Raw genomic sequence first — 13447 nt, forward strand, 5'->3', positions numbered from 1 at the left:
CTGTTCATCAAGCTTTTCTATTAAAATATCGTAATATCTTCGTTTACTTTCTTAGCTTTTCTCTCTTTTTTCATTTTCTCGAAGGTTACTTTTTTGGGTTTTACATCCGTTTTTAAACCTTTTTGAATTTGTAAATTATGTTCAAAAAACTCAATCGCTCTTTGTACTTTATGCTTATTGATAGTCAGAAAATAGGGTTGGCGACCATTTTTTTGAATCAATCGAGCATCTAATTTATAAATTGTACCTTCTGGAAAATCAGAAATGATTTTAGTTGGGCAGCCAATTTTTAAATCACAAGGAATCGTTTGTCCATCAATGGTTTTTAATCTTGGTCTATTTCTTCGGGTGTCAAAATACACCTTAGCATAAATGTCCAAGAAGATTTTCTTCTCTAATTCAGGCATTTGGGAAATGAGCGAGAGTTGCATTGATGGAATTGGAATTTTGTTGTTTTTTTAAAATTAAAAACAATAATTTAATTTTTCAAGAGAAAGCTTAATTTTCCTAAGAGGAAAAGCATCACAAAATTACTTTTTACTATTGAAAAACTGAAATGTTCCTAAAGCATAACTCTGCAAGGTAGAACCATGCGTTCCGCCGATGGTTGTGTAAAGAGTTACATTTCCACCTTTTGCTTTCATTGCTGCCACAGCCGTTGTTGAATTTAGATAAAATACTTGTTGGTCGGCATCGCCGTGATACAGTTGCGTTTCGGTTTTTGGCCCCCAGTCATATACATCATTGTCTTTTACGGCATTCAAAAAGGCAGTATCAGTACCATCATTTACCGCTTTTTTGAAACTATCTGAAAAAGCAAGATTAAAGCTTACGCTAACATCAGTATTCGTACCATTCGCTTGAATATCAGCAGCGTAAGGAGCTTTGAAGTAAGCGTCCATTGTTCTGTTGAGTCCATAAACACGATTGTAAGTTTGCACAACCCAAATATATAATTGATTATACGCCGCTATGCCATGCGTAGTTTCATTCATTAAGTACTTCATAAATGCCGTTTTGTTGTATGCTCCAGCACCGCAAGAAGAAGCCACTAAATTAAACTCATTCGGGAATTGTTCTTCAATTTTTTTCTGTAAAGACATCGTAGCAAATCCGCCTTGGGAATACCCCGTAATCATTAATTTTTTATTCCAATTCACTTTTTCTTGTTTAATAAATTCAGCAGAAGCCCTAATCATATCCAAGCTGGCTTGTGCCAAACTTTCACGATGTTCGTAAGGGTGAACGATGTTTTTGGAAGTACCATAGCCAATATAATCGGGGCAAGCAATGATATAGCCATTAGAAGCGAACAGCGAAGCAATTGAGTAAGATTCGCTACCAGTACCATAATTTGAAGGAGCATCAGTATCCGAACGTATCGTACCATGTTGCTGGCTGATGAGCGGAACAGCCTCGGTAGTAGTTGGAATAAGCAAAGCCCCCGAAACTTGGACTTCAGTTCCGTCCGTATTTTTGGTTTTATAAACGATTTTGTAAGCCTTGATGTCGTACTTTACTAAACCTGTTACAAAAGCATTAACCAGTGGGTCGTTGATACCGCCCGTTAGTACTGCTGTTCGGGTTTTTAAATCGTTGATGGTATAAGAGCCAATCAGATTTGTACTTACCAAATAAGTATTTGTGGGAGTTGGCTCGATGTTAGTACTACTTTCTTTACAGCTTGAAAGCCAAAAAGTAAAGACAAAAAAGAAAGCGTATAGTAATAGTTTTTTTTGTCGAGAATCGTTCATGTGAGTTTATTTTAATTTTTTTATTAACGTTAAAAAACCTTAAAGCGTATCAAATTTATGATATTACAGAGATAAGTCGCACAATAATTCCGAATTGTCGCATAGTTCCCTATATCTATACGGAATAAGCGAATTTTGAGTTAATACTCAAGATATAAACCTTTACTCATTTATGAAAAAAAGTATTGCTGCCTTTGCCCTTTTCCTATTTACTGCTTCTCAAATATTTGCTCAATCTCCTGTGAATGGTGAAGTTCGAGAAATTCTTTCACAAAAACCTTTAAAAAGTGCTTATGTGAGTTTGGTTTCTTTGATGGATTCTACCAGAAAAAGAATGGTGACAACCAACGACCAAGGAAAATTTCAGTTTCCACAAATAAGAAGAGGCAACTATTCGCTCAGAGTAAGTTTTGTGGGTTTCAAAGAGTATCGCCAAAACATTAGCATTACGGGCGAAGCCATGACCATTCCGCCGATTTTATTAGAAGAAGATAGCCAAACCTTGAACGAAGTAAAAGTAGTAGGACAAGTAGCGGGCGTTATTCAAAAGAAAGATACTTTGCAGTTCAACGCTCGTGCCTACAAAGTGAATCCTGATGCAAATGCCGATGAACTTATTGAAAAATTGCCCGGTGCAGTAGTGGAAAATGGTAAAATGCAGATTCAAGGCGAAGAAGTAAAACAAGTAATGATTGATGGAAAACTTTTCTTCGGAAAAGATGCTACCGCAGCCATGAAAAATATTCCAGCCGAAGTAATTGATAAAATTCAGGTTTTTGACCAGCTCAGTGAACAATCTCAATTAACTGGTCTCGACGATGGAAATACCACAAAAACTGTCAATATCACTACTCGCCCCGATATGCGAAATGGCGTTTTTGGGCGAAATGCAGCAGGAATTGGCACAAATGATACTTATAAAGTAAATTCAAGTATCAATCGTTTCAAAGGAAATAGCCGTTTTACCGCTTTGTTTCAGTCGAATAATATCAATGAACAAAATTTTTCTTCTGAAGATTTAATTGGCGTTTCCAGTGGCTCAGCACAAACCCGAAGAGGTGGCGGAGGCGGTGGACAAGGCGGAGGTGGCGGTCAGGCTGGCGGAGGTATGAATAATACCAGTAATTTTTTAGTCAATAATCAGCCCGGTTATAATAAAACCAATGCTTTGGGTTTGAATTACTCTAATGAATGGGGAACAAAATTGAAATTTCAAGGCAGTTATTTCTTGAATCAATCAAATAATTCATTGATTGAAAATACTTATCAGCAATATATTCAAAGCAATAATGCTGGACAAACCTATTCAGAAACAAGTAATTCAAGTACAAAAAGTTTGAACCATCGTGCCTATTTTAGATTGGAGTACAAAATTGATGATAATAATTCTTTAGTAATGACTCCCAACTTGAGCATTCAAAATACGGATGTTACTTCGGGTTATTCGGGTGTCACAAGTTTGAAAGATACCAAACTCAATGAAGTTTCTAACCTAAATGTCAGTAATAACAATGCCATTAATTTTTCAAATAATATTTTGTTCAGACACCGTTTTGCCAAAATGGGCAGAGCTTTAACCTTAAATGTTTCAACTACTTATAATGATAAAAATGCCGATAATTTGCTGAAATCTACCAATTTGTATTATGGCACAAATCCTTCATCAAGAATATTAAATCAAAGTTCGCATACTGATGCCAGCGGTTGGGGCTTATCGACTAATTTGAGCTATTCAGAACCGATAAGTAAACAAAGTGCGGTTTTTCTGAATTCAAGTTTTGGTTATAACCAAAGTCAGTCAGAGAAGTATGCCTATAATTTTACAGATGCCGAACAGGTTTATAATCAATTAGATACGCTTTTGAGCAACGTTTTTAGTAGTAATTATTATACTTATCGGGTTGGTACAGGTTTTCGTCAGTTTTCACGAACTTTGAATATTTCTTCCGAAATCCGTTATCAGAATACTCAACTTATGAACGAGCAAGTATTTCCGAAAGAATATCATCTTGATAGAAGTTTTAATAATATTTTACCATCGTTTTCATTGCGATACAATATTAGTGGCAACGCAAAATCGCTTCGCTTTAATTATCAAACCCAAACCCAACAACCCAGCGTAAGCCAGTTGCAAGAAGTAGTAAACAATAATAATCCTTTGCGACTTTCAACGGGTAATTCGGCTTTAAAACAAGAGTATCAGCATCAACTTTCGCTTCGTTACACGGCTACAAGTCCGACGACCTTCTCAAATTTTGTTACTTTAATGAGTGCCAGTTTTGTGATGGGTAATATCACCAATAGTAGTTTTATCGCTTCAAAAGATACGATTATTTCAAAAGATATTGTCTTGAAAACGGGTTCGCAGTTGTCTCGTCCAGTCAATTTAGATGGACAATATTCTATTAGAGGATTTATGTCTTACGGTTTTCCTGTAAAGGCAATTAAGTCGAATATAAATTCAAACATCACGGCTAATTTTTCTCGTACACCCGGTTTGGTCAATAATGTAATGAACTATTCAGATTCACAGAAATATACTTTTGGCTTGGTGCTAAGTAGCAATATTAGCGAAAAGATAGACTTTACAATTTCATCGAACTCGAATATCAATTATGTGCAGAATACCATTTCTACCAATCTGAATAATAATTATTTCAATCAAAATCTGAAAATTCGTTTGAATATTATCATCGGTAAAGGTTTTGTCTTTAATACAGACGCAACACATTTTTCATATTCAGGTTTGTCGTCGAGCTACAATCAAAAATATACTTTATGGAATATGGCTGTGGCAAAGAAATTATTTGAAAAACAGCAAGGAGAAGTACGATTGTCGGTTTTTGATTTATTGAAACAAAACACAAGTATTCAAAGAAATATCACAACTACTTATATCGAAGACGTGCAGTCGAATGTATTACAACAATATTTTATGCTGACGTTTAGCTATAACTTGAAGAAATATTGGAAAAGCTGAGGATAAGTAGAAGTTATGAATTTTGAATTATGAGATAAGATTTGCCTTATGGAATACACAGAGTAACACAGAGCATTTACAGAGAAAGACTATAAAATTACTCTGTGGAACTCAGTACAAACTCTGTTTAACTCTGTGAATAAATCGACCTATCTCATAATTCATAATTCAAAACTCATAATTAATAAGGTGAAGGCCCTACCGAAGTCCAGCCACCGTCAACCACTACACTTTGTCCAGTGATTTGTCTGGAAAGCGGCGAAACCAAAAAGAGTGCGGCATTGGCAATATCTTGTACAGTTGAAGGTCGCCCAGTGGGTGTAATTCTCGACCAAGTTTCTAAATAATTGGTATCGCTCAAAGTACGTTCGGTTAAAGTTGCTCCCGGTGCAACGGTATTGATATTGATTTGAAAAGGCGATAAATCTACCACCAAATTTTTGGCTAATTGTTCAATTCCTGCTTTGGTCATGCCATAAGCAGCTAAGTATTTATGAGCTTGATGCCCCGTTACGGAAGAAGTCAGCAAAACACTTCCGCCATTTCCTTGAGCAATCATTTCTTTTGTGACGGCTTGCGTAAGGAAAAAAGTACCGAAGAGATTTACTTGTAAAATTTTTTGCATGGATTCGGGTTGATATTCCCAAAAATCCCCAAAAGTAGTAATGCCAGCGTTGGCAATCAGGATATCTATTTTGCCAAAAATATCTATGGTTTTCTTTACTAATGCTTGAATAGTTGCCAATTCTGAAACGTCTCCGACAAATTTTTCACAAATTCCCCCATCAGCTTGAATCGTGGCAACAGCAGTACTTGCTAAAGCTTCGTCCATGTCGTTGAGCATTACTTTTGCTCCAGCTTGGGTCAATTGTTTGGCAATTTCAAAGCCAATACCGATTCCAGCACCTGTAACAATGGCAACTTGATGATTAAAAAGATGATTAATTATCATTGTTTTGGTTTTCTTGTGGTTCTAATTCATAGTCGGAGGGAAGAGCCATGCCAATTCTGTAATTTCCCATACTTCCCGAAAATTTGATGGCATGAGGCGAAATTAATTCTCCTTGCTGAGTTAAATATTTTAATTCTTGGTTGGTTGGCTCAATTCTCGTGAATTCATGGTGCATAGTTCTGTACCTAAAATTGGGAAAATCGTTGAATTTTCCGAGATACACCACTTCCAATGTTTTGTTGAGATGCAGGATAAATTGATGATTGGCAGAATCTGCTTCAACCATTTTATCAAGATTTACCTGATAAGTGGGATTGCTATATTTTTCATAAAAATTGTTGGGCATAAAACTCAGCGTAGTGTCTTTGATGACTTGAAACTGATTTTTTTCTACTTGATGCGTAATCAAAGATTTGAAAAAATGATTTGGCGAACCCAAATAGGCTTCTCTTCGATTTTTATTCCATAAACTTTGCTCTTTTTCATGCTCGGCTTTTAGGGCTTCAAAGCGTGTAATGCCCATATAAAACATATCTCCGTTTGACTGATACGTGAATTCTTGAAGCATACAAATTACTTTATAGCCTAATTTTTTATTCAAAATCACGATAGGTTCGGCACAACTTGCTTTCAAAATATTATCTTCCCAAGTTAGCCGAATGGCGTTTTTATTTTCAATATCATAAAAATCACTGTTGGGATTTACGCCCAGAAATTCTCGCTTGAAAGTCTTGAAATCTCTTAGCCATTTTTTACTTCTTTTCTCTTCTATTTTTACTTCTAAGAGTTCTTTGCTGATGGGTTCTAATTTGAAAGTGAGGGTTTTAGCGTGCAATTGTTTGGTTTCAAAAGTAGCACTGATAGGAGCGTAGCCAATAAATGATGCACCGATTTTGATTGTACCAAAAGGGACTTGAAAACTAAATTCTCCACGTTCGTTCGTACTTGTGCCAATCGACGAACCTACTACAAAAACCGTGGCAAAGGGAAGTATTTCGTTGGTTTCTGCATCAATCACTCTTCCTTTGATTAACTCCTGAGCCATCATTGCTTTGGAGCAAAGAATTAGAAAAAGTATTTGAAAAACATATTTTTTCATCTGAGATTTAAACCAAGGATTGTATTTTCAAAGATACATTTTATGTTTTAAATGCCTGTTCTGTTTCATTCAGATTAATCTTTGTAGCCAGTTTTTTATCGAAAATTTAATGCGTTTTCATTTTTAAAATGAGTCGAAAATACCGACCTTTCGTGATAAATTTTAATATCAATTCTTTAACATCCTTTCAAAAATGAATATTTACCTCACAGCTATCGTAAGAAGCAAGCCTGAAAAAGTAGAAGAACTGAAAGCTCAATTACAGCAATTGGTTGTTGAGTCGAGAAAAGAAGCCGCTTGTATTCAATACGATTTACATCAGTCAATCGAAGAAAGTACTCTTTTTACTTTCCATGAAATTTGGGAGAGTTACGAAGGATTAATGTTGCACGACCAACAACCACATATCAAAGCTTTTGGTTTGGTGGCAGATGAGTTATTGGATGGCCCAGTGAAGATTATTAGAGCGAGTAAAGTGGATTAGGGATTTGAGATTTCGGATTTCGGATTTTTTTTGCTTTCGGATTTCGGTCATCAGATTTCGGCTTTTGGGTTTTAGGCATTGTTTTCTGATGTCGGTCGTCGGATTTCGGGTTTTAGATTTTTTCTTTTTTGAGTTTTTAAAGTGAATATATAAGATAACTCAAACTCAAAAACCAAAATTCTAAATCCCAAATCCAAAGACCGACATCCGAAAGCAAAAAACAAATCCGATATCCGAAGACCGACATCCGAAAGCAAAAAACAAATCCGATATCCGAAGACCGACATCCGAAAGCAAAAAAACAAATCCGACATCCGAAGACCGACATCTGAAAGCAAAAAAACAAATCCGAAATCCGAAGACCGATAGCCGACAGCTATTTTATTTCTTCAAATACTTCCCAAACCATTTCAAATAACGCTCAAAGCGGTCGATTTGGAAAATGGGATTGGTAATACCGTGAAATTGTCCGGGATAAATAATCAATTCTGTTGGAATTCCCACCGATTTAAAGGCTTGATACATCTGTTCACTACCAACCGCAGGAACGTTGAAATCGCTTTCGCCCACCATAAACTGTGTTGGTGTTTTGATTTTTTCTACTTTAAAAAACGGATAAGAAAGATTAATATATTTATCCACATTTTTCCAAGGAGCACCCAATTCATGCTCGTATTGAAGAATATACTGGTCGTTGCCATACATAGAAAGTACCAAAGCAACCCCTGCACCACTTGCAGCCACTTTAAAACGAGTATCCGTTGCAATGGTATAATCTGTCAAGATTCCGCCATAACTCCAGCCCCCAATCCCCAATTTTTCAGGGTCGGCAATTCCTTTTTGAACCAAATGGTCGCAAGCTCCTAAAATATCCATTACTTCTTTATTCCCCCAATCGGCATAAATAGATTTACAATACGCCAAACCTCTACCATTTGAACCTCTATAATTAACAGCCACTACCGCATAACCAGCGGCAGCTAACATCTGGCGACTCAAATCAAAACTATACTCATCTTGTGCCACTGGCCCACCATGAATAAAGAAAATCGTCGGGAGTTTTTGCGAACTATTGGTATTAATGGGGGTAAAAAGTAAGTTAGAAACCAAAGTGCCATCTTTACTTTTTGAAGTAAAACCTTCCACTTTTGCCAAAGCCAAAGGTGCTAAGAAATCATCGTGATGCTTGGTAAGTTTACGGAGTGAAGCATTTTCTAAAACATACAATTCGGTAGGCGTGTAAGGATTACTCATACTGGTTAGAAAAGTTCCCGAAGGATGTCTTTCTAAAGAAGTACAGCTTTGTTCGCCTCCTAAAATTTTAGTCATTTTCCCATCTTTTGCATCGAATTGAGCAATGTAACGAGTTCTATCATCAACGACAAGTGCCATAATCGAAAGACCATCTTTTGCCCATTTGAGCGAAGCAATAGGGCGGTCCAAAGATTTTGTCAAGAGTTTGGGTTCGCCGCCTTCTTTCGAGACTACCGATAAAATGGCTTGGTCGTACATGATAAAATTTTCGGCAGAAGTAGTACGTAAATAGGCAATTTGCTGTCCGTCTGGACTCCAATTTGGAGCAAAATCTCTTCCAGCCCAAGTTGTAATTTGTTTAATATTACCATTTGGTTTAGCCTCCATCACGAAAATATCAGTATTTTCATTTTTATCTGGGTCTTCGGTATGATTACTCAAAAAGGCAATTTGTTTGCCATCTGGCGACCAAACGGGCGATTCTTCTTCAAAATTTCCTTTGGTTAAAGTATCAATTTTTTTTGTTTCAATATCGAATAAATACAAATGTGTTGAGCTTCGGGTAATATAGCCTTCAACATCTTTTTTAAACTGAAAACGGTCAATAACGATAGGTTTTGGAGCTTTTGATTTAGAAGTATCAGCCGAAACTTTGATAACCAAAGCAATTTTTTTCCCATCTGGCGACCAAGCATATTCTTCTAAATCCCCTTTTTTTAGGTCTGTTAATTGTTTTGCTTCGCCACCTCTTCTGTCCATTAACCAGATTTGACCACTGGTTAAACCATTTCTTGAAGAAACAAAAGACAAGTATTTCCCATCTGGACTCCAACGAGCTTGCGATTCGCCGTCAGGTGTGTGCGTGAGTTGAACGGTTTCTTTTCCATCCCACGAAACCATGTAAACATCGGCATTTCTTTTATTTTTGGCAGAATCAACCGTAGAAAGTGTGTAACTTACCCAGTTACCTTCTGGAGAAATTTTGGCATCTGAAATTGTTTTTAAACGATAAACATCAGAGGGTTTTAAGGGGCGTTTGGTTGTATTTTGTGCGGATAAATTGAAACTCGCCCAAAGACAAAGCGAGAGTAATAGTAAATGTTTTTTCATGTTGTTGTTGAAGATTTATGAATAAAATCGAAGATAAGAAAATTTCCCAAAGGATTTTTGAGAGAGATGAATTTTGAATTAGTACTTTATGAAAAATTCAATTTGGTACAATTTCTTAAAACCGCAAGGGTTTGCCGTTACAACATCTGTTTACTGATACAGAGCATCGTTTTAGTACTCATGAGTCTCGTTTTAATACTCATGAGTCTCGTTTTAATACTCATGAGTCTCGTTTTAATACTCGTGAGTATTGTTTTAGAACTCATGAGCATCGTTTTAGTACTCATGAGTCTCATTTTAGTACTTATGAGTCTCATTTTAGTACTTATGAGTATCGCTTTAATACTCATGAGCATCGTTTTGATACTCATGAGCATCATTTTGGTATTAATGAGAATCTCTGGTAACGGTACTTCCCGATTTACCTTTCAAGAAATCCATATCAGCACCCAAGTGAGCTTGTTCAACGTGATTGATATAAAGATTTACATAGCCACGATTAATATTCAAATCAATAGCTTCCCAATTTTTACGTCTTTCAGCCAATTCTTCGTCTGATACTTCTAAGTTAAGTGTTCTGTTTGGCACATCTAAACTGATATAATCACCATTTTGTACCAAAGCCAAATTGCCACCAGCGGCAGCTTCTGGCGAAACGTGCAATACTACTGTTCCAAAACCAGTCCCCGACATTCTACCGTCAGAAATTCTTACTAAATCGTGAACACCTTTTTCAAGAAGCTTTTTCGGAATACCCATATTACCCACTTCTGCCATGCCGGGATAGCCTTTTGGCCCCACATTTTTCAATACCATTACTGAGTTTTCGTCAATATCTAAATTCGGGTCATCAATTCTTGCATGATAATCTTCAATGGTTTCAAACACCACCGCTTTACCACGGTGAACCATTAACTCAGGCGTGGCCGCCGAAGGCTTCAATACTGCACCGTTGGGTGAAAGATTTCCTTTTACTACGGCAATACCAGAATTGGGTTTGAATGGATTTTCCATCGTAGCCACAATGTCACGGTTATAAACTTCTGCATCGGCACAGTTTTCGCCAATGGTTTTTCCGTTTACGGTCAAAGCATCGTTATGAAGTACAGCACGCATTTCTTTAATTACCGCAGGCAAGCCACCAGTATAATACAAATCTTCCATGAAATGCTCTCCAGAAGGCTGAATATTAGCCAATAATGGAATATTTTGCGAGAATTTATCAAAATCTTCAATACTCAAATCAACGCCAATTCTGCCCGCAATAGCTAATAAGTGAATCACAAAATTGGTTGAACCACCAATCGCAGCGTTTACCATAATCGCATTTTCAAAAGCTTCACGAGTAAGAATTTTTGAAAGAGTTAAATTTTCTTTTACCATTTCAACGATACGTCTGCCCGAAAACTGAGAAATTACTTTTCTACGAGCATCTGCCGCAGGAATTGAAGCATTGTTAGGCAGTGATAAACCCAATGCTTCAACCATCGTTGCCATCGTAGAAGCAGTTCCCATTACGGCACAGTGTCCTTGAGTACGAGCCATACAAGCTTCGGCTTCAATGAATTCTTTCTGTGAAATTTGACCTAATTTATACGCTTCAGCAAAACGCCAAACATCAGAAGTACCGATGTTTCTGCCTTTAAAATGCCCTTTCAACATAGGTCCGCCCGAAATGACTAAGGTTGGTAAATCAACGCTACAAGCTCCCATTACTAAAGAAGGAGTCGTTTTGTCACAACCACAGAGCAATACTACGCCATCGACAGGATTGGCACGGATGGATTCTTCCACATCCATACTTGCCAAATTTCTATATAACATGGCAGTAGGTTTAATCAAAGTTTCGCCCAAAGACATTACTGGAAATTCCACAGGGAAACCACCTGCTTCATACACGCCAATCTTTACGGCTTCTGCTAAATCACGGAAATGAGCATTACAAGGAGTAAGTTCCGACCAAGTATTACAAATTCCGATGACAGGGCGACCATCAAATTGGTCATGCGGAATGCCTTGATTTTTCATCCAAGCACGATACAAGAATCCATCTTTCCCAGTTTTTCCAAACCAATTTTGCGAGCGTAAAGCTTTATTTTCTTCCATTTTTATCAATATTTTTGCTTAATTGTGTCTTGATTGTTCTTGAAAATTAAAAATACTTTGTTGATTTTTTATCCTGTTTGTATTTTTTGCCTAAAAATAGGATTCTTTTCTGAATTGAAATAAAGCCAGTTTCAATACGTTGCTTCATTGATGTTTAACATAAACCATGAAAAATCTCTTGAAAATACCTGCCTTAGTTTTTGCCCTCGGAGCGTCGTTTTTATTTTTTGGTACAAAAGATAAACCTGCTTCGGTTGAAGTTGTCGACCTCTCAAGTATTAAAAGAACTTTGGTCGAAACTCCTACTTACGTTTTTTCTCCAACTAAAAATATCAATGAAATTGGTTGGGAAAAATTTCCCAAATTCCATTTAGCAAAAGGGCTCAAAATTGTGTACAATGGTGCAAGGTATGAAAATGAAAGCTATCCTTTGGCTTTTGACTATGGTTTTACCCATTTGGATAGGTCGAGAATGAGTGATATAGATTTGCCGAATGTACCTATTTCAAAAAGAGCTTGGTTGATGACAGCCAATTATTTTGAGCAATTTCATACGCCTTTTGCTGACCACAATACGGGTCATTTAGACCCATTTATAGATTCAAAAGATGATTTTATTCGTTATCTTTCACATCTCCGAGGACTCTGTTTCAATCATTTTCATGACTGTCCGCCTGATGAAATGGTGGCTACTGTGGATATTTTTTTGTGGGATTTAGAAAATGTCATGTACGTTCCAGACAAATCTCGTTTAGCTCCTAATTCACCCGGATTAAAAATTCCTGATAATGAGTTTGCCGACGCATATAAAAAAGCGATGGCAGAAAAGTATCGAATGCTTACAGAAGATGCCCGTCAATTTATCGTGAAAGGAGCTTGGGTAGGTACTTATAATCCCGGTTGCGTGATTGAACTTGGTAATTTGAGTCCAGACCATTATACAAATCCAAATGCCAAAATGTGGATTTGGGATTATCCTGCTGGAAAAGATGGCAAAAATTTTAAAGATTTTATCAATTTTCAAACACCGGGCGGTTACGTTACTGACGATAATTTGAAGTATAAAAATGGAATTTATATGATTCTTGCCGACCAAGAAGTAAATGCTCGCTGGTCTGATATTCCCAGAATTGCGGTACAATGGGCTTTTACTACGCCACCATCTTGGACTCCATTACCCTTGAAATTGGCGGAGGCAATGCCGATTTTTACTTTGATGTCTGGTGCAAAAGGACTTTGGCTTTGGGATGATATTTATACCATGATGCCCAACAAACCAAATCAGTATAATTTGCAAAGAAATTTTGCCAGTTATGAAGCCTATATTGCGGGTTTGTATCGCCTCAGTAAACATAATGCCATTTTTGAAGCAGAGCATAAAGCCGTTATTCCAGAAGTATCTTTTGATGGTGGCAATAAATTTTATCAGTACAATGCCGCAGAATTGTATGAAAAAGGGCTGCCGATTGTGAGAGCGATTGTTACTAAAGATAAAATTTTGGTAGCTGGTCAAAATCCTAATCCCAAAAATGCAGGTGAAACCAAACAATTGGTGGTGAAATACGGGAAGTGGAAAGATATTATCACCTTGAAAAATGATGATATTTACTTGGGAGAGGCAAAGTTGTAAGTTATGAATTATGAGATATAAATTTAGTTAAGACATTGCTCAAAACATAATTTATAATTCATAACTCATAACTAATAA

9 protein-coding genes are annotated in these 13447 nt (G+C 36.8%); 3 read left to right on the forward strand and 6 right to left on the reverse strand.

Annotated features, from left to right (window positions below):
* Positions 1–20: 20 nt before the first annotated feature.
* Both VB248_RS12070 and VB248_RS12075 read right to left on the reverse strand, forming a co-directional pair.
* The gene (locus tag VB248_RS12070; protein WP_323297037.1) at positions 21–431 is read right to left on the reverse strand and encodes a hypothetical protein; all 411 of its coding nucleotides are present in this window, start codon (positions 429–431) and stop codon (positions 21–23) included.
* Positions 432–530: 99 nt separating this feature from the next.
* On the reverse strand, positions 531–1754 hold the full coding sequence (locus VB248_RS12075) for an alpha/beta hydrolase family protein (protein ID WP_323297038.1): 1224 nt from the start codon (positions 1752–1754) through the stop codon (positions 531–533).
* Between the two features lie 172 nt (positions 1755–1926).
* Between VB248_RS12075 and VB248_RS12080 the strand changes: the two genes are divergently transcribed.
* Positions 1927–4734, forward strand: coding sequence for an outer membrane beta-barrel protein (locus VB248_RS12080; RefSeq protein WP_323297039.1), 2808 nt, complete (start codon positions 1927–1929; stop codon positions 4732–4734).
* A 181-nt stretch (positions 4735–4915) separates the two neighbouring features.
* On the opposite strand, the gene VB248_RS12085 is transcribed toward VB248_RS12080, so the two are convergent.
* Both VB248_RS12085 and VB248_RS12090 read right to left on the reverse strand, forming a co-directional pair.
* On the reverse strand, positions 4916–5686 hold the full coding sequence (locus VB248_RS12085) for an SDR family NAD(P)-dependent oxidoreductase (RefSeq protein ID WP_323297040.1): 771 nt from the start codon (positions 5684–5686) through the stop codon (positions 4916–4918).
* On the reverse strand, positions 5676–6785 hold the full coding sequence (locus VB248_RS12090) for a carboxypeptidase-like regulatory domain-containing protein (RefSeq protein ID WP_323297041.1): 1110 nt from the start codon (positions 6783–6785) through the stop codon (positions 5676–5678). Before VB248_RS12090 ends, VB248_RS12085 begins: the two co-directional genes overlap by 11 nt.
* 193 nt (positions 6786–6978) lie before the next feature.
* Between VB248_RS12090 and VB248_RS12095 the strand changes: the two genes are divergently transcribed.
* Positions 6979–7269 carry a putative quinol monooxygenase gene (locus VB248_RS12095; protein WP_323297042.1) on the forward strand — a complete coding sequence of 97 codons (291 nt, stop codon included), beginning with the start codon at positions 6979–6981 and terminating at the stop codon, positions 7267–7269.
* A gap of 381 nt (positions 7270–7650) precedes the next feature.
* Here the strand turns inward: VB248_RS12095 and VB248_RS12100 are convergent, their stop codons facing one another.
* Both VB248_RS12100 and VB248_RS12105 read right to left on the reverse strand, forming a co-directional pair.
* Positions 7651–9633, reverse strand: a complete 1983-nt coding sequence (locus VB248_RS12100; protein WP_323297043.1) for a S9 family peptidase — start codon at positions 9631–9633, stop codon at positions 7651–7653.
* Positions 9634–10020: 387 nt separating this feature from the next.
* A complete protein-coding gene (locus tag VB248_RS12105; protein WP_323297044.1) occupies positions 10021–11739 on the reverse strand; it encodes an IlvD/Edd family dehydratase in 1719 nt (572 codons plus the stop codon).
* A gap of 166 nt (positions 11740–11905) precedes the next feature.
* Between VB248_RS12105 and VB248_RS12110 the strand changes: the two genes are divergently transcribed.
* Complete coding sequence (locus VB248_RS12110; protein ID WP_323297045.1) at positions 11906–13369, forward strand: hypothetical protein; 1464 nt, start codon at positions 11906–11908, stop codon at positions 13367–13369.
* Positions 13370–13447: the final 78 nt, after the last annotated feature.

The sequence above is a fragment of the Arcicella rigui genome, from assembly GCF_034929435.1.
Lineage (GTDB): Bacteria > Bacteroidota > Bacteroidia > Cytophagales > Spirosomataceae > Arcicella > Arcicella rigui.

What these genes read in the sequence shown, in the direction of transcription:
- VB248_RS12085 (WP_323297040.1), bottom strand. Translation starts at nt 5,686, where the DNA reads ATGATAATTAATCATCTTTTTAATCATCAAGTTGCCATTGTTACAGGT.
- VB248_RS12090 (WP_323297041.1), bottom strand. Translation starts at nt 6,785, where the DNA reads ATGAAAAAATATGTTTTTCAAATACTTTTTCTAATTCTTTGCTCCAAA.
- VB248_RS12070 (WP_323297037.1), bottom strand. Translation starts at nt 431, where the DNA reads ATGCAACTCTCGCTCATTTCCCAAATGCCTGAATTAGAGAAGAAAATC.
- VB248_RS12105 (WP_323297044.1), bottom strand. Translation starts at nt 11,739, where the DNA reads ATGGAAGAAAATAAAGCTTTACGCTCGCAAAATTGGTTTGGAAAAACT.
- VB248_RS12075 (WP_323297038.1), bottom strand. Translation starts at nt 1,754, where the DNA reads ATGAACGATTCTCGACAAAAAAAACTATTACTATACGCTTTCTTTTTT.
- VB248_RS12095 (WP_323297042.1), top strand. Translation starts at nt 6,979, where the DNA reads ATGAATATTTACCTCACAGCTATCGTAAGAAGCAAGCCTGAAAAAGTA.
- VB248_RS12110 (WP_323297045.1), top strand. Translation starts at nt 11,906, where the DNA reads ATGAAAAATCTCTTGAAAATACCTGCCTTAGTTTTTGCCCTCGGAGCG.
- VB248_RS12080 (WP_323297039.1), top strand. Translation starts at nt 1,927, where the DNA reads ATGAAAAAAAGTATTGCTGCCTTTGCCCTTTTCCTATTTACTGCTTCT.
- VB248_RS12100 (WP_323297043.1), bottom strand. Translation starts at nt 9,633, where the DNA reads ATGAAAAAACATTTACTATTACTCTCGCTTTGTCTTTGGGCGAGTTTC.